The sequence below is a fragment of the Kocuria rosea subsp. polaris genome, from assembly GCF_001483755.1.
Lineage (GTDB): Bacteria > Actinomycetota > Actinomycetes > Actinomycetales > Micrococcaceae > Kocuria > Kocuria cellulosilytica.
The window spans coordinates 23,706-38,640 of the sequence record NZ_LQBK01000042.1 but is presented as its reverse complement, the minus strand read 5'-3'; the positions used below and the strand labels follow the sequence as shown (position 1 = coordinate 38,640).

Here is a 14,935-nt window from a genome sequence, read left to right as displayed (position 1 = left end):
CCCTCCTGCCGACGCCGCGCCGCCTCGGGCGTGCGGACGGGAGCGGGCCGACGCAGGGGCGTTGTCGTGCCCGGCCGGTGCGCGCCTCGGCCGGGTCCCACGGGAGAAGTCCCGTTCCATCCAGGCAGGAGAGTCGTTCAATGCCAGCAATCGTGATCGTCGGCGCCCAGTGGGGCGACGAGGGCAAGGGCAAGGCCACCGACCTGCTCGGAGGCCGCGTGGACTACGTGGTCAAGCCCAACGGCGGCAACAACGCCGGGCACACCGTGGTGGTGGGCGGCGACAAGTTCGAGCTCAAGCTCCTGCCCGCGGGCATCCTGAGCCCCAACGCCGTCCCCGTGATCGGCAACGGCGTCGTCGTCAATCCCCAGGCCCTCTTCGAGGAGATCGACGGCCTCGAGGCCCGCGGGGCGGACACGTCCCGGCTGCGGATCTCCGCGAACGCCCACCTCGTGGCCCCCTACCACCAGACGATGGACCAGGTCACGGAGCGCTTCCTCGGCAAGCGGGCGATCGGCACCACGGGCCGCGGCATCGGCCCCGCCTACATGGACAAGGTCGGCCGGCTCGGGATCCGCGTGCAGGACGTGCTGGACGAGTCGATCCTCCGGCAGAAGATCGAGGGCGCGCTGCGGCAGAAGAACGAGCTGCTCGTGAAGCTCTACAACCGCCGGGACATCGACGTCGAGGAGGTCGTGCAGTACTTCCTGGGCTACGCGGACCGGCTCGCCCCGATGATCGTGGACTCCACCTACCTGCTCAACCAGGCGCTCGACGAGGACAAGGTGGTCCTCATGGAGGGCGGCCAGGCGACCTTCCTCGACGTCGACCACGGCACCTACCCGTTCGTGACGTCCTCCAACCCCACCGCGGGCGGCGCGTCCGTGGGCTCGGGCATCGGACCGACCCGCATCACCCGGGCCATCGGCATCATCAAGGCCTACACCACCCGGGTGGGCGCCGGACCGTTCCCCACGGAGCTCTTCGACGAGATGGGCGAGCAGCTGCGCACCACCGGCGGCGAGTTCGGGGTGAACACCGGCCGTCCCCGCCGCACCGGCTGGTACGACGCCGTGATGGCCCGCCACGCCTCCCGGATCAACGGCTTCACCGACTACTTCCTCACCAAGCTCGACGTCCTCACCGGCATCGAACGGATCCCGGTCTGCGTGGCCTACGACGTCGACGGCGTCCGGCACGACGAGATGCCCATGACCCAGACCGAGTTCCACCACGCCAAGCCGATCTTCGAGCACTTCGACGGGTGGACGGAGAACATCACCGGCTGCCGCACCCTGGCGGACCTGCCGGCGAACGCCCGGGCCTACGTCGAGGCGCTCGAGTCGATGAGCGGGACCCGGATGTCCGCGATCGGCGTGGGCCCGGACCGCGACGACACCATCGTGGTGCGCGACCTCATCGACTGACCACTCCTCCCCCTCCCCCTCCCCCTCCTCCCGCGAGGTTGCCGGTGTCGGCGACCGACGGCGCTGCGGTCGCCGACACCGGCAACCTCGCGGGAGGGGGGGCGGGGAAGAGCGCTCAGACGAGCACCAGCACCACCCAGACGCCGAGGCTGCCCAGCGCGAGCATCGCGACCGACGTGGCCAGCACGGCGCCGACCTCCGGCTCGGTGCGCTCCTCGACGATGCCGCGGGCGCTGCGGGCGTAGCGGGGACGCTGCGTGAGGTAGATGGCGGACGCCGTGAGGACGGCCAGCCCGAACAGCACCAGCACGAACGGCCCGTGGTGCGGCAGCCAGCGCAGGAAGACCGCCGACACCACCACGAAGGACATCAGGGTCCGGCCCCAGGCCATGGTGGTCCGCTCCGGCTGCAGCCCGGGGTCCTGGTGCGGCGGCTCCGGGGGCCCGGGCGGCTCCGGGGGTCCCGGAGGGCGGCGCAGCTGCGGGCGCGGCATCTCAGCCCTGCAGGACGACGACGACGAGCACTCCCGCCGCGATCGCCCCGCCCACCGCGAGCACCGGGGCGATCAGGGGCAGCGGCAGCGGGGCCTGGCGCCGCATGCTCCGCTCGACCCCGATCCAGCGGAACGTGGCGCCCGCGCTGACGAGCATGCTCAGCACCAGCAGGACGATCGCGAGGAACTTGCGGATGCCCTCCTCGAACAGGTCCGCGGTGAACGCCTCGATGGCGATCCCCCCGGCCAGGAACGCGAGCGCGGTCCGGATCCAGGCGAGGAACGTGCGCTCGTTGGCCAGGGTGAACCGGGGGTCGGGATCCGCCCCGCCGCCGAGCACGCGCTCGGTCAGCCGGCGCCGTCCCGGGGACTCGGACTGCTCGCCCATCGCCTGCCCTTCGCTCGCGCGGTCGTGTCGGCACCCATCCTGTCACGGGACCGGCCGCGGGCCGGTCGCGGATACAGTGGGAGCCCCAGCAGCGACCCGCCGAGGAGGACACCCGTGAAGATCGCCGTCGGACAGTTCGCGCCCACCGCCGAGACGGCCGAGAACCTGCGGACCATGCGCCGGATGGCCGGTGAGGCCGCATCCGCCGGCGCGGAGCTGGTGGTGTTCCCCGAGGAGGCCATGTTCTCCGAGCGGCTCCTCGGGGAGGACTTCGAGGAGCTGGTGCTGCGCGGCTGGTCCGGGTTCGTCCAGCAGCTCTCCTTCCTGGCCGCGCAGACCGGCGTCGCGGTGATCGCGGGCGGCTACGAGGGCTCCGCCGACGGGCGCCCCTACAACACGCTCGTGGCCGTGGACGCGCAGGGCGCGATCCTCGGCTCCTACCGCAAGCTGCACCTCTACGACGCCTTCAGCCACCGGGAGTCCGACCGGATCCGCCCGGGGGACAAGGGCGTCACGGTGGTGCGGATCGGGGAGCTCACGGTCGGCATGATCACCTGCTACGACCTGCGCTTCCCCGAGATCTGCCGTGCCGTGGTCGACGCCGGGGCGGAGCTGCTCACCGTGCCCGCCGCCTGGTTCGCCGGCGAGCACAAGGTGGACCACTGGCAGGCGCTGCTCAAGGCCCGCGCGATCGAGAACACCGTGTGGGTCGCGGCCGCGGACACCTGCTCCGAGCACACGATCGGCCGCTCCGCGGTCCTCGACCCGCTCGGCGTGGTGGTCGCCGAGGCCGGGGAGGACGAGACCGTGCTGAGCGCCGACGTCGTGCGCGAGCGCATCGCCGAGGTCCGGGAGACCGTGCCCGTGCTCGCCAACCGCCGGTTCGGCCCGGCCGAGCTGCTGTCCGCGGACGAGGACTGAGGCGGTGGCCACGGCGGTCCTGACCCCCGCACGCTCGCCGGAGGGCACCGCCCGCCCCGCCCTGCGTCCCCGCACCGTGGTGGTGCTGTTCGCGGGGCTGTCCCTGCTCTTCGGCACGGTCTTCGCCCTGATGGTGCCGTCGGCCTGGGGCCCGGACGAGCACACCCACTTCAAGCGCGCCTACCAGGTCTCCCAGGGCGGTCTCGCCCCCCAACGGCTCGCCGACGACGGCCCCTACCCCGTCTACGGCGGCGCCGTGCCCGCCACCGCCCAGGAGTTCATGGCCGAGCACGCCGGGGCGCCGCGGTCCAAGGAGCGCAACTCCGACCCGCTGTACGCGGCCACCGAGGAGCGCGCGCGGGCGCTCGCCGCGCCCCTGGCGGGCGAGCACGTGCTGACGTCGTTCTCCAACACCGCGGCGTACTCGCCCGTGCCCTACCTGCCCGCGGCCCTGGGGGCGCGGATCGCCACCGCGGCGGAGCTCGACGTCGGGACGGCCTGGACCCTGATGCGGATGCTGCAGGTGCTCGCCTACACGGGCGTGGCCGCCGTGGGCCTGTGGGCCCTGCGCGGCACCCGGTTCCTGTGGGTCGGCTTCTGCGTGGCGCTGCTGCCCACCGCCCTGTTCCAGTCGGCGGTGATCTCCGCGGACTCGGTGACCAACGCCGTGGTCCTGACCTTCACCGCGCTCGTGCTGCGCGCGACCGTGCTCGACCGCACCGGGGCGCCCCTCTCCCGGGCGGAGCTGGGGGTCGTGCTCGCGAGCGCCGTCGCCCTCCCGCTGATGAAGCCCACCTACGTCATCCTGTCCCTGCTGCTGCTGGCCGTCCCGCTCCGGAAGTACCCGCTGCCCCGCCGCCCCGACGGGCGGCCGACGGCGGCCGCCCTGGTGCTGACCGGGTGCCTGCTGCTGACGCTGCTGGGCTTCGCGGGGTGGATGTCGCTGGCGGCGGGGACCACCGAGGCGATGGGCGCGCTGCGCGGCCCGGAGGAGCGGCACACGGTGCGGCCCGGCGACCAGCTGGCCTTCGTGCTGGGCGAGCCGGTGGCCGTCCTGGGGATCGCGGCGCGGACGATCCTGACCGCGGACTGGGACTACGCGGCCGGCTTCGTCGCCCAGATGGGCTACGGGCCCGGCCGGACCATCGACGGGCCCTTCGTCGGCGCGGTGTGCTGGCTCGTCGCCGTGGGCGCCGCGTTCTTCCACGGCCCGCGCGGTGCGGCCGCGCGCCGGGTCGCGGCCTGGTTCGCGGGGGTGCTGCTGCTCAACGTCGCGGCGATCTTCGGCACGCTCTACCTCAGCTTCGCCCCGGTGGAGTCCGGGATCGTCAACGGCGTGCAGGGCCGGTACTTCGTCCCGCTCGCCCTGCTGCTGCTCGGGACGCTGGTCCCGCTGGTGTCCGCGCGGTTCCCCGCCACCCCGGCGGGCCTGCGCCGGGTGGAGATCCTGGTCCTGGTGCTCGTGCCGCTCTCGGCCGTGCTCGCCGTGGCCGGCTACGCCACCGTGGTCCACATCACGGGCCACTACATGCTTCCCTGACCGACGACCCCGACGACCCCGACGACCCCGACGACCCGCTGGAGGACCCCGTGGACGACGACCGCTCCGACTCCCCGCCGCGCCCGGACGGACCCGGCGGCCCGCCGGGTCCCGGCGGGCCCGCGCCCGCCGGCGGCTACGGCCCGCCGCCCCCGTGGGGGCCGTCCCCGCAGTGGGAGCGCTTCGCCGTGGGCCGCAGCCACGCCGACACCGCACTGATCCTCGGCATCCTCGGCGTGGTGGTGCTGCCCCTGCTGGGCCCCTTCGCGATCTGGCAGGCCAAGGAGGCCGAGAAGCTCGGCACCCCCGCCACGCCCGGTAAGGTGCTCGGCTGGGTGGGCACCGTGCTGCTCGGGCTCTTCCTGGTCCTCTTCGCGCTGTGGCTGGCCGGGGTCGCGTTCCTGCTCAGCACGGGCGGGGGCGGCTGAGCCCGGGACGGCCCCGGCCGCCCTCTACCAGATGCTGACGCGCTCCACCTCGGGCAGCCACAGGGCGTCCGACTCCACGACCCCGAACGCCTCGTAGAAGGCGGGGACGTTGCGGACCGTCTGGTTCGCCCGGAACTCGTTGGGGGAGTGCGGGTCGGTGGCGATGCGGTGGCGCAGCGCCTCGTCGCGGGACTTCTGCTGCCACACGTAGGCCCAGGACAGGAAGAGCCGCTGCTCCGGGCTGTAGCCGTCGATCAGCTCCCCGGGGCCGAACGCGCTGCCGGCCTCCCGGGACATCCGCCACGCCTTGTGGGCGATGGTGAGCCCGCCCAGGTCCCCGATGTTCTCGCCCAGGGTGAGCTCGCCGTTGACGTGCGTGCCCTCCTCCGCCAGCTGCTCCGGGACCAGGCGGTCGTACTGGCGCACCAGCTCCGCCGTGCGCTCCTCGAAGGCCTGCCGGTCGGCGTCGGTCCACCAGTTGCGCAGCCGGCCGTCGCCGTCGCAGGTCGAGCCCTTGTCGTCGAAGCCGTGGCCGATCTCGTGGCCGATCACGGAGCCGATCGCGCCGTAGTTGACGGCGTCGTCGGCGTCCTCGTCGAAGAACGGGGGCTGCAGGATCGCGGCCGGGAAGACGATCTCGTTGCGCAGGGGGTGGTAGTAGGCGTTGACCGTCTGCGGGGTCATGAGCCACTCGTGCTTCTCGACCGGCCGGCCGGCCTTGCGGACCAGCTCCGCGAGCCGGAACTCCGTGGTGCGGATCCGGTTGCCCACGAGGTCCTCGGGATCGATCCGCAGCGAGGAGTAGTCCTTCCACTGCTCCGGGTAGCCGATCTTCGGGGTGAACTGGGAGAGCTTCTTCAGCGCCTCCTGGCGGGTGTCCTCCGTCATCCAGTCCAGGCCCGTGATCGAGACGCGGTAGGCCTCCAGGAGGTTCGCCACGAGCTCGTCCATCCGCTCCTTGGCGGTGGGGGAGAAGTGCGCCGCCACGTAGAGCTCGCCCACGGCCTCGCCGAGCACCCCGTTGACGAGCTCGACGCCGCGCTTCCAGCGGTCCTTGAGCCGCGGGGTCCCCGAGAGCACCGTGCCGTAGAACGCGAAGTCCTCCTCGACGAACGCGGAGGACAGGTAGGAGGCCCGCGCGGAGACCAGGTGCCAGCGGGCCCAGGACCGCCAGGCCGGCAGCAGCTCGTCCGTGAGCAGCGCCTCGACCCCGGTGAAGAAGGACGGCTGGGCGTTGACCACGGTCTCCAGGGCCGGCACGGGCAGCTCCGCGCCCTCGGCCAGGAGCCGCCAGTCGAGGACCGTGGTGGAGGCCGCGAGCTCCTCGAAGCCCATGGGGTTGTACATCTTGGTGAGGTCCCGGACCGTGACCTTGTCCCAGTGCTGGGCGGCGATCCGCGTCTCGAGCTCCACGACCGCGCGGGCCTGCTCCTCGGCGTCGGCGACCCCGGCCAGGGACAGCATGGTCCGCACGTGCGCCAGGTACTTCCCGCGGATCGCCGCGTGCTGGTCCTCCCGGTAGTACTCCTCGTCCGGCAGGCCCAGGCCGGACTGCCCGACGAACACGAGCTGGCGCTCCGGGTCGCCCGGGTCGGCGTCGACGTCGACGCCGACGAGCCCGCCCGTGCCGCGCCGGATCATCCGGCCGAAGTGGCGCACCAGCCCGGGCACGTCCGCCACGGCGTCGATCTCGGCGAGGTCCGGGGCCAGCGGGGAGGCGCCGAGCGCCTCGATCCGCTCCTCGTCCATGAAGGAGGCGTACAGGTTCGCGATCTTGGACTCCACGGCCTCCGGGTCCCCGGCGCGGGCCCGGGTGATGAGCTCCCGCACGGCGGCCTCCGCCTGGTCCCGCAGCTCGATGAACGCGCCCACGGACGGCTTGTCGTCGGGGATCTCGGTCCGGCGCTGCCACGAGCCGTTGACGTGGCGGTAGAGGTCGTCCTGGGGGCGGACGGAGCGGTCGAAGCCGGAGAGGTCGAACACCGAAGAGGTCACCGTGGATGTCATGCCCACCACATTAACCGGCCCCCGGCGGAACGGGCGGGCTGTTCCCCGACCGCTTAACGCCTGCGGGCCCCGGGACGTCCCGGGGCCCGCAAGGGTGGATCGGCGCCGCAGGGGTGGATCAGCACCGCTCGGTGCTCCGGCGCCGTCCGCCGGTTCAGCCCCGGGCGCCGGTGAACCGCGGCTTGCGCTTCTGCTGGAACGCGGCGAAGCCCTCGGCGTAGTCGGCGCTGCGGCAGAGCTCGCCCTGCACCCGGTTCTCGTTGTCCACGGACTCCCACAGCCCCAGGCGCTCGTCGCGGATCTGGGCGACGAGCTCGCGGGAGGCGAGGAACGCGCCGGTCGCCCCCTCGGCCACGGCGGCCGCCTTGGCCCGGGTGAGCTCGAGCAGCTCCTCGGCGGGCACCGAGCGGCTGAACAGCCCGGAGCGCACGGCCTCCTGGCCGCTCATCAGCTCGGCCGTGTAGATGAGGTCCAGGGTGCGGTGGGCGCCGAGCCGCTCGGTGAACAGGGCGTGCCCGCCCGAGTCGAGGGTTGCACCCAGGTTCGCGAACGGGGAGCCGATCTTGGCGCTGTCCGCGACGTAGACGACGTCCGTGGCGATCGCCAGGCCCAGGCCCACGCCCAGGCACGCGCCCTGCACGGCGGCGAACGTCGGGGCGGGGAACTGCGTCATGGCGCGCAGCAGCGGGGTGACCTTGCCGGACAGGAAGCCGTGGGCGTCGTCGCTCGCGGGGTCCACCGCGGAGATGTCCCGGCCGGCGCAGAAGCCGCGGCCCTCGCCGCGCAGCACGAGGGCCCGGACGCCGGCGCGCTCCGCCTCGGCGTAGGCGTCGCCGAGCTCGGCGAGCGCGGCCTCGTCCAAGGCGTTCATCTTGCCGGGCGCGTTCAGCACCACTTCGGCCACGGATCCGTCGATGGTCAGGTCGATCACTGCTGCTCCTCGGTGAGGTCGGGGACTGGGGTCGGGAACTGGGAGTGGGGACAGGGGCCGGAACGGCCCGGGGGGCNNGGGGGCCCGGCACCTGCACGGTGCCGGGCCCCCGGGGCGAGCGGCTCAGGCGTCGAAGTCGACGACGAGCTCCTTGGAGGTGGGGCGGGTCTGGCAGGTGAGCACGTAGCCCTTCTCGATCTCGTCCTTCTCGAGGGCGTAGTTCTCCTCCATCACGAACTCCCCGGAGACGACCTTCGCGCGGCAGGTGCCGCACACCCCGCCTGCGCACGCGAACGGGACGTCCGGGCGGACCCGCAGGGCGGCGTTGAGGACCGTCTCCTGGGCGTTCTTCGGGGACTCGATCTGCGAGGAGAGCCCGTCCAGGTTGAACGTGATGTCGTAGCTCTCGCCCGAGGGGTCGGCCTGGACCACACGGCCCTGCTGGCCCTGGGGGTTCTCGGGGCGGCCGGTGCTGAAGAGCTCGAAGCGGATCCTGTCCTCCGGCACGCCGCGCTCGGCGAGGGTGTCCCGGCACAGCTGGACGAGCTCGAACGGCCCGCACAGGAACCACTCGTCGGTCCGGTCCACCTGGAGGACCTCGTCCAGGATGTCCTTGAGCTTGTCGGCGTCGATCCGCCCGGACATCAGCGGGCTGATCCGCTGCTCGCGGGAGAGCACGTGGTGGACCGCCAGGCGGGACGGGTACTTGTCCTTGAGGTCCCCGAGCTCCTCGGCGAACATCACCTCCATGGCGGAGCGGTTCGCGTACACGAGGTCGAACGTGGAGGTCTCCGAGGCGCGCAGCACGGCCTTGGCGATCGCCATGATCGGGGTGATCCCGGAGCCCGCGGCGAAGGCCACGAGGTGGACCGACGCGTTCTTCGCGACCTCCTCGGCGGCGAGCTTCTCGGGGTCGTTCATGCTCGTGAGCCCGAGCTTGGAGATGAACGCCCCCTGCGGGTTCATGACGTCGAGCTTGTCGCCGGCCTCGAGGGACTCGTTGGCCCACGTGGAGAAGACCCCGCCGATGTCCTGCTTGATCGCCACCCGGATCTCGCCCGGCCGGGGCTCTGCGCAGATCGAGTAGGACCGGCGGACCTCCTGCCCGTCGATCCGGGCGCGCAGCGCCACGTACTGCCCGGGCAGGTAGTCGTAGTCGTCCACGAGCTCCGGCGGCACGGCGAAGGCGACCTCCACCGAGTCCGCGGTGAGCTTGCGGACCTGGGACACCTCGAGGGTGTTGAACGTGGCCCGGCGCTTGGCCGGGGCGGTGATCTCGGTCATCAGTGCACCTTGAAGTAGTCGAAGGGTTCCAGGCACTCGTTGCAGACGTGGAGCGCCTTGCACGCGGTCGACCCGAAGCGGGTCAGCTCGCGGGTGTTCAGGGAGTGGCAGCGCGGGCACTTGACGGTGAGCCCCAGCCGGACGGGGCCGGCGGCGGCCCGGCCGGTGGGCGGGGCGATGCCGTACTCGTCGAGCTTGCGCCGGCCGTCCTCGCTCATCCAGTCCGTGGTCCACGCCGGCTGCAGCACGAGGTCGACCCGCACGTCGTCGTAGCCCTCCGCGTTGAGCGCCCGGGTGACGTCGGTCGTGATGGTCTCCATCGCGGGGCACCCGGAGTAGGTCGGGGTGATGACGACGACGGCGCGCCCGCCCTCGACCCTGGCGTCCCGCAGAATGCCGAGGTCGGCGATGGAGAGCACGGGGATCTCGGGGTCGTTCACCGTGGCGGCGATGTCCCAGACGCGGCCGGCGGCCTCGTCCTGGGGGCGCAGCTCCCGGCCGGTGACCTGCGTGTCGCCCGCCTGCTCGGAGTCGGTCATCGTCATCGCCTCCTCACCAGGTGGCGCCGGGGTGCTGGCGCGCCAGCACCTGCATCTCGGCGAGGATGTGGCCGCGCTGCTCGCTGAACTGCCCGGAGCGGTCGCCGCCCCAGGCGCCCAGGACCTCGGGGACCGACAGCTCCGCCTCGTCGAGGACGGCCTTGAGCCGCGTGTCGAAGTCGGCCCGCAGCGAGGAGGGGCGCACGGCGACGTCCCCGAGGGACTCGATGAGCTCGTCGTCGTGGAACAGCTCGTCCACGTAGGGCCACATGTAGTACAGCCCCGCCTCGATCCGGCGCCGGGACTCCTCGGTGCCCAGGGCCAGGCGCAGCAGCCACTGGCTCGCGTGGTCCTGGTGGTACTCGATCTCCTTGAGCGCCTTGTCCGCGATGGCCGCGAGCGTCGGGTCGGAGGAGCGGACCAGGCGCCGGTACAGCTCGTACTGGTAGTAGGAGAAGATCAGCTGCCGGGCGATGGTCTGCCCGAAGTCGCCGTTCTCCTGCTCCACGAGGCGGCAGGAGCGGAACTCCTCCTCGTCGCGGAAGTAGGCGAGGTCGTCCTCGGTCTTCCCCCACGCGGTGCCCGCGTAGCTGAGGAAGAACCGGGCGTGCCCGAGCAGGTCCAGGGCGATGTTGGCCAGCGCGATGTCCTCCTCGAGCTCCGGGGCCCGGGCGATCCACCAGCCCAGGCGCTGGGCGAGCATCAGGGCGTCGTCGCCCAGGTACAGCGCGTAGCGGGCCACGTCCTCGGGGGCCTTCGCCCCGCCGGCCGCGATGTCCTCCGCGGTGATCGCCTCGCCGGCGCTCTGCCGGGTCGCGGAATCGTGGGATGCAAAGCTCACAGGTGCTTCACCCCTTCGCTCTTGGTGTAGTACGTGGCGTGGCGGTAGCTCTTGCCCTGCGCGGACTCGAAGAAGCCGCCCTTGGAGTCGGGGTCCGACGCGGTGATGGCCGCGGAGGGCACGACCCACACGGAGGTCCCCTCGTTGCGGCGGGTGTAGAGGTCCCGGGCGTTGCGCACGGCCATCGTGGCGTCCGGGGCGTGCAGGGATCCGGCGTGGACGTGGGAGAGCCCGCGCGAGGACCGCACGAACACCTCCCACAGGGGCCACTCGTCCGAGGGCGCGCCGATCGGGCTCACGGTGTTCTCGCTCATGCTCAGGCTCCGATGAGTTCGGCGGAGCTGCGCTCCGCGGCGGTCTTGCGGGCATAGGCGGCGGCGGCCTCGCGGACCCAGGCGCCGTCCTCGTGCGCCGTGCGACGGCGCTGCATGCGCTGGAGGTTGCACGGGCCCCGGCCGCCGACGACGGCCTTGAACTCGTCCCAGTCCAGCGGGCCGTAGTCGTAGTGGCCGCGCTCCTCGTTCCACTTGAGGTCCGGGTCCGGCAGGGTGAGGTCCAGCGCCGCGGCCTGCTCGACGATCATGTCCACGAAGCGCTGGCGCAGCTCGTCGTTGGAGAAGCGCTTGATGTTCCACGCCATGGACTGCTTCGAGTTGGGCGAGTCGTCGTCCGGGGGGCCGAACATCTGCAGGGAGGGGCCGTAGAAGCGGTTCACGGCGTCCTGCGCCATCTGCTTCTGGGCGGGCGTGCCGTGCGAGAGCTCGTAGAGGATCTCCCAGCCCTGGCGCTGGTGGAAGGACTCCTCCTTGCAGATGCGCACCATGGCCCGGCCGTAGGGGCCGTAGGAGGCTCGGCACAGCGGGACCTGGTTGGCGATCGCCGCGCCGTCCACGAGCCAGCCGATGGCGCCCATGTCGGCCCAGGTGCGCGCCGGGTAGTTGAAGATCGAGGAGTACTTGGCGCGGCCGTCCAGCAGCTGCTGGTTGAGCTCGGAGCGCGGCGTGCCCAGGGTCTCGGCGGCGGAGTAGAGGTACAGCCCGTGGCCGGCCTCGTCCTGCACCTTGGCCATGAGGATGGCCTTGCGCTTGAGGGACGGCGCCCGGGAGATCCAGTTGCCCTCCGGCTGCATCCCGATGATCTCGGAGTGGGCGTGCTGCGAGACCTGGCGGACCAGCGTCTTGCGGTAGGCGGCGGGCATCCAGTCGCGCGGCTCGATCCGGGAGTCCTCGGCGATGATGCGGTCGAAGTGCTCCTCGCCCGCGCGGTCGAGCTCGGCCTGCTCGGCCGCGTCCGCGGCGGGCACTGCGTGGAGGCCCGTGTTCTGCGTAGTCATGGTGTCCCTCTTCCGACGAGATGGCGCCGCGGGGCGGGAGGGCCGCACGCGACTAACTGACCGTTCGTTCAGAATATGTGTCCGTGCAGGCTCCGTCAACAGGTGGTTCCCGAATTCAGCAGGATGCTGTCGAGCGGCGCCCGGGTTGACATGGGCGGCGGAGTGGGATTGTCTACTGAACATTCGGTCGTGAATTGTGAGGAGAGTTACATGTCCCAGGGCCATCCGATCCTCGCGGGGGACCACACCTCGCGCTGGATGGGCATCACCGTGGACCGTGCCGAGTACGGCCACGCCCAGATCCGCATGACGCTGCGGGAGGAGATGCTCAACGGGTTCGGCATCGCCCACGGGGGCATGGTCTTCGCCTTCGCGGACACCTGCTTCGCCCTCGCGTGCAACGATCCCGCCGGCGACGGCAGCACCATCACGGTGGCCGCGGGGGTGGACATCAACTTCCTGGCCTCGGCCCACCGCGGGCAGGAGCTCACCGCCGTGGGGACCGTGCGCGCCCAGGCGGGGCGCAGCGGTGTCTACGACATCCAGGTCCTGGCCGGCGACCGGCTCATCGCCGAGTTCCGGGGCCGCAGCCGCACCATCCCGAACCCGGCCCGGCGCGCCGCCGCGCCCGCCGGGGACCCGGCCCAGCAGCCCGTCCTGCAGCCCGTCCAGCCGTCCGTCCCGCAGCCCGAGGAAGTGTGACATGACCGAGTGCTCCGTCCCGAACCCCTACACCCCCGCCCCCGCTCCCGCGGACCGGTCGCAGCCGGACCCCGAGGAGACGATGAGCCGGGACCAGGTCGAGTCCCTGCAGGTCGAGCGGCTGCGCTGGACCCTGCACCACGCCTACGAGAACGTCCCCGCCTACACCGAGCTCTTCGACGGCCACGGGGTGCACCCGGGCGACTTCAAGGAGCTCGAGGACCTCCGGCTCTTCCCGTACACGGACAAGGAGTTCCTGCGGAAGGCGTACCCGTTCAAGTCCCTCGCCGTGCCGATGAGCGAGGTCCGCCGGATCCACGCCTCCTCCGGCACCACCGGGCAGCCCACCGTGGTGGCCTACACCCAGAACGACCTCGACACCTGGGCGGGTCTGGTGGCCCGCTGCTTCCGGCTCTCCGGCGTGCGCCCCGGCGACAAGGTGCACAACGCCTACGGCTACGGGCTGTTCACGGGCGGGCTCGGCGCCCACTACGGCGCCGAGCGCCTGGGCTGCGCCGTCATCCCGATGTCGGGCGGGCAGACCGAGAAGCAGGTCCAGATGATCCGGGACTTCGAGCCCGAGGCCATCCTCTCGACCCCGACCTACCTGCTGACCATCGCGGACGGCTTCAAGAAGCTCGGCCTGGACCCGCGGGAGACGTCCCTGCGCACCGCGGTGCTCGGGGCGGAGCCCTGGACCGAGGAGATGCGCCGGGAGATCGAGACGGCCTTCGACGTCGACGCGTGCGACATCTACGGACTCTCGGAGGTCATGGGCCCCGGCGTGGCCGGGGAGTCCGCCGCGTCCAAGGACGGCTCGCACATCTGGGAGGACCACTTCCGTCCCGAGATCATCGACCCGTTCACGGACGAGGTGCAGGAGACCGGCCGGCCCGGCGAGCTCGTGTTCACGGCGCTCACCAAGGAGGCCCTGCCGATCATCCGCTACCGCACCCACGACCTGACCCGCCTGCTCCCCGGCACGGACCGGCCCGGGCACCGGCGGATGGGCCGGATCACGGGCCGCTCCGACGACATGATCATCCTGCGCGGGGTCAACCTGTTCCCCTCCCAGATCGAGGAGCTCGCCCTCCAGGTGCCGGAGCTGAGCCCGCACTTCACGCTCGAAATCACCCGCCCGCACCGGATGGACCAGATGACCATCAACATCGAGCGGCGCGAGCAGGTGACCGTCGAGGCCGCCGAGGCCGGCGGCCAGAAGCTCCTGCACGCGATCAAGACGAAGATCGGCTCCTCCGCCTCGATCCGGATCGCTGAGCCGGGAAGCCTCGCCCGGTCCTCCGGCAAGCTGCGCCGCGTCTACGACCACCGCAAGGACGCGTGACGCCCCGCGCGCCCACCCGTGCCGCGACCAGCCCCCGAGACCGCTCGGGGGCTCCTCGCGTCGTAGGATCGTTGTCCTGCCCGTCCCCACCGAGATCGAGGTCCTCATGACGCACGCACCGGCGCCCGCTCCTCCGGCCGGCGCGGCCCCGCGCCGCGGCCGGCCCGGCTACGACCGCGAGACGCTGCTCGCCGTGTGCGTGGAGGTCTTCAACGTCCACGGCTACGACGCCACGTCGATGGGCACGCTGTCCAAGCACCTGGGCATCTCGAAGTCCGCGATCTACCACCACGTGGAGTCCAAGGAGGAGATCCTCGAGCAGGCCCTCGGCCGGGCCCTGGACGCGCTCGAGGAGGTCCTGGTCTCCGCCGAGCGGACGGACGCCCCCGCGGTCCAGCGGCTCGAGCAGGTGATCCGGGGGACCGTGCGCGTGCTCGTGGAGCAGATGCCCTACGTGACGCTGCTCCTGCGGCTGCGGGGCAACTCGGAGGTCGAGACCCGGGCGCTCGAGCGCCGCCGGACCGTCACCCGCCGGGTCGGCGCGCTCATCGAGCAGGCCCAGGCGGAGGGGGAACTGCGCCGCGACCTCAGCGGACGGTCGGCGTCCCGCCTGCTCCTGGGCATGATCAACTCGATCGTCGACTGGTACCGGCCGGACGCGGGCCAGGCCTGGGAGGAGCTGGCCGAGACCGTCGTCGTGCTCGCGTTCTCGGGGCTGCGGGCGCCCTGACCCGCGCGCCGGTCAGGGGCGGTGCC

The 14,935-nt window shown here is 72.2% G+C and carries 16 protein-coding genes; 7 read left to right on the top strand and 9 right to left on the bottom strand.

The window, feature by feature from the left end:
• Positions 1-140: 140 nt before the first annotated feature.
• Positions 141-1,427 carry an adenylosuccinate synthase gene (locus AVL61_RS16665; RefSeq protein ID WP_058875452.1) on the top strand — a complete coding sequence of 429 codons (1,287 nt, stop codon included), beginning with the start codon at positions 141-143 and terminating at the stop codon, positions 1,425-1,427.
• Between the two features lie 115 nt (positions 1,428-1,542).
• On the opposite strand, the gene AVL61_RS16660 is transcribed toward AVL61_RS16665, so the two are convergent.
• Both AVL61_RS16660 and AVL61_RS16655 read right to left on the bottom strand, forming a co-directional pair.
• Complete coding sequence (locus AVL61_RS16660) at positions 1,543-1,920, bottom strand: DUF202 domain-containing protein (RefSeq protein ID WP_058875451.1); 378 nt, start codon at positions 1,918-1,920, stop codon at positions 1,543-1,545.
• A 1-nt stretch (position 1,921) separates the two neighbouring features.
• Positions 1,922-2,308 (bottom strand): YidH family protein, encoded by a 387-nt coding sequence (locus tag AVL61_RS16655; protein WP_058875450.1) that lies wholly within the window; start codon positions 2,306-2,308, stop codon positions 1,922-1,924.
• Between the two features lie 114 nt (positions 2,309-2,422).
• On the opposite strand from AVL61_RS16655, the gene AVL61_RS16650 reads away from it, so the two are divergent.
• Genes AVL61_RS16650 through AVL61_RS16640 form a run of 3 tightly spaced genes read left to right on the top strand, consistent with a single transcriptional unit; the run spans position 2,423 to position 5,197 of the window.
• Positions 2,423-3,229 carry a carbon-nitrogen hydrolase family protein gene (locus AVL61_RS16650; RefSeq protein WP_058875449.1) on the top strand — a complete coding sequence of 269 codons (807 nt, stop codon included), beginning with the start codon at positions 2,423-2,425 and terminating at the stop codon, positions 3,227-3,229.
• Positions 3,230-3,233: 4 nt separating this feature from the next.
• Positions 3,234-4,769 carry a DUF2142 domain-containing protein gene (locus AVL61_RS16645; RefSeq protein WP_058875448.1) on the top strand — a complete coding sequence of 512 codons (1,536 nt, stop codon included), beginning with the start codon at positions 3,234-3,236 and terminating at the stop codon, positions 4,767-4,769.
• A gap of 50 nt (positions 4,770-4,819) precedes the next feature.
• On the top strand, positions 4,820-5,197 hold the full coding sequence (locus tag AVL61_RS16640) for a hypothetical protein (RefSeq protein WP_058875447.1): 378 nt from the start codon (positions 4,820-4,822) through the stop codon (positions 5,195-5,197).
• Between the two features lie 24 nt (positions 5,198-5,221).
• Here AVL61_RS16640 and AVL61_RS16635 read toward each other — a convergent pair whose 3' ends face one another.
• From AVL61_RS16635 to paaA, 7 genes are all read right to left on the bottom strand, one after another.
• Complete coding sequence (locus AVL61_RS16635) at positions 5,222-7,204, bottom strand: M13 family metallopeptidase (RefSeq protein ID WP_157571482.1); 1,983 nt, start codon at positions 7,202-7,204, stop codon at positions 5,222-5,224.
• 154 nt (positions 7,205-7,358) lie between these two features.
• Positions 7,359-8,135 (bottom strand): enoyl-CoA hydratase/isomerase family protein, encoded by a 777-nt coding sequence (locus tag AVL61_RS16630; protein WP_058875445.1) that lies wholly within the window; start codon positions 8,133-8,135, stop codon positions 7,359-7,361.
• A gap of 123 nt (positions 8,136-8,258) precedes the next feature.
• Complete coding sequence (paaE, locus tag AVL61_RS16625) at positions 8,259-9,419, bottom strand: 1,2-phenylacetyl-CoA epoxidase subunit PaaE (RefSeq protein WP_058875444.1); 1,161 nt, start codon at positions 9,417-9,419, stop codon at positions 8,259-8,261.
• The gene (gene paaD / locus AVL61_RS16620) at positions 9,419-9,964 is read right to left on the bottom strand and encodes a 1,2-phenylacetyl-CoA epoxidase subunit PaaD (RefSeq protein WP_058875443.1); all 546 of its coding nucleotides are present in this window, start codon (positions 9,962-9,964) and stop codon (positions 9,419-9,421) included. The genes paaE and paaD overlap by 1 nt, the downstream gene beginning before the upstream one ends.
• Positions 9,965-9,971: 7 nt before the next feature.
• The gene (gene paaC / locus AVL61_RS16615) at positions 9,972-10,799 is read right to left on the bottom strand and encodes a 1,2-phenylacetyl-CoA epoxidase subunit PaaC (RefSeq protein WP_058875442.1); all 828 of its coding nucleotides are present in this window, start codon (positions 10,797-10,799) and stop codon (positions 9,972-9,974) included.
• Positions 10,796-11,113, bottom strand: coding sequence for a 1,2-phenylacetyl-CoA epoxidase subunit PaaB (gene paaB / locus AVL61_RS16610; RefSeq protein ID WP_017833090.1), 318 nt, complete (start codon positions 11,111-11,113; stop codon positions 10,796-10,798). Before paaB ends, paaC begins: the two co-directional genes overlap by 4 nt.
• Positions 11,114-11,115: 2 nt before the next feature.
• On the bottom strand, positions 11,116-12,132 hold the full coding sequence (gene paaA, locus AVL61_RS16605; protein WP_082697259.1) for a 1,2-phenylacetyl-CoA epoxidase subunit PaaA: 1,017 nt from the start codon (positions 12,130-12,132) through the stop codon (positions 11,116-11,118).
• A gap of 210 nt (positions 12,133-12,342) precedes the next feature.
• Here paaA and AVL61_RS16600 point away from each other — a divergent pair, with 210 nt between their 5' ends.
• The 3 genes from AVL61_RS16600 to AVL61_RS16590 all read left to right on the top strand — a co-directional run bounded on the left by AVL61_RS16600 (position 12,343) and on the right by AVL61_RS16590 (position 14,909).
• A complete protein-coding gene (locus tag AVL61_RS16600; protein WP_058875440.1) occupies positions 12,343-12,834 on the top strand; it encodes a hotdog fold thioesterase in 492 nt (163 codons plus the stop codon).
• Between the two features lies 1 nt (position 12,835).
• Positions 12,836-14,179, top strand: a complete 1,344-nt coding sequence (locus AVL61_RS16595; protein WP_058875439.1) for a phenylacetate--CoA ligase family protein — start codon at positions 12,836-12,838, stop codon at positions 14,177-14,179.
• A 106-nt stretch (positions 14,180-14,285) separates the two neighbouring features.
• A complete protein-coding gene (locus AVL61_RS16590) occupies positions 14,286-14,909 on the top strand; it encodes a TetR/AcrR family transcriptional regulator (protein ID WP_058875438.1) in 624 nt (207 codons plus the stop codon).
• Positions 14,910-14,935 lie beyond the last annotated feature (26 nt).

Coding starts and splice junctions, on each gene's coding strand:
- AVL61_RS16665 (WP_058875452.1), top strand. CDS start 141: ATGCCAGCAATCGTGATCGTCGGCGCCCAGTGGGGCGACGAGGGCAAG.
- AVL61_RS16660 (WP_058875451.1), bottom strand. CDS start 1,920: ATGCCGCGCCCGCAGCTGCGCCGCCCTCCGGGACCCCCGGAGCCGCCC.
- AVL61_RS16655 (WP_058875450.1), bottom strand. CDS start 2,308: ATGGGCGAGCAGTCCGAGTCCCCGGGACGGCGCCGGCTGACCGAGCGC.
- AVL61_RS16635 (WP_157571482.1), bottom strand. CDS start 7,204: ATGACATCCACGGTGACCTCTTCGGTGTTCGACCTCTCCGGCTTCGAC.
- paaE (WP_058875444.1), bottom strand. CDS start 9,419: ATGACCGAGATCACCGCCCCGGCCAAGCGCCGGGCCACGTTCAACACC.
- paaD (WP_058875443.1), bottom strand. CDS start 9,964: ATGACGATGACCGACTCCGAGCAGGCGGGCGACACGCAGGTCACCGGC.
- paaB (WP_017833090.1), bottom strand. CDS start 11,113: ATGAGCGAGAACACCGTGAGCCCGATCGGCGCGCCCTCGGACGAGTGG.
- paaA (WP_082697259.1), bottom strand. CDS start 12,132: ATGACTACGCAGAACACGGGCCTCCACGCAGTGCCCGCCGCGGACGCG.
- AVL61_RS16600 (WP_058875440.1), top strand. CDS start 12,343: ATGTCCCAGGGCCATCCGATCCTCGCGGGGGACCACACCTCGCGCTGG.
- AVL61_RS16595 (WP_058875439.1), top strand. CDS start 12,836: ATGACCGAGTGCTCCGTCCCGAACCCCTACACCCCCGCCCCCGCTCCC.
- AVL61_RS16590 (WP_058875438.1), top strand. CDS start 14,286: ATGACGCACGCACCGGCGCCCGCTCCTCCGGCCGGCGCGGCCCCGCGC.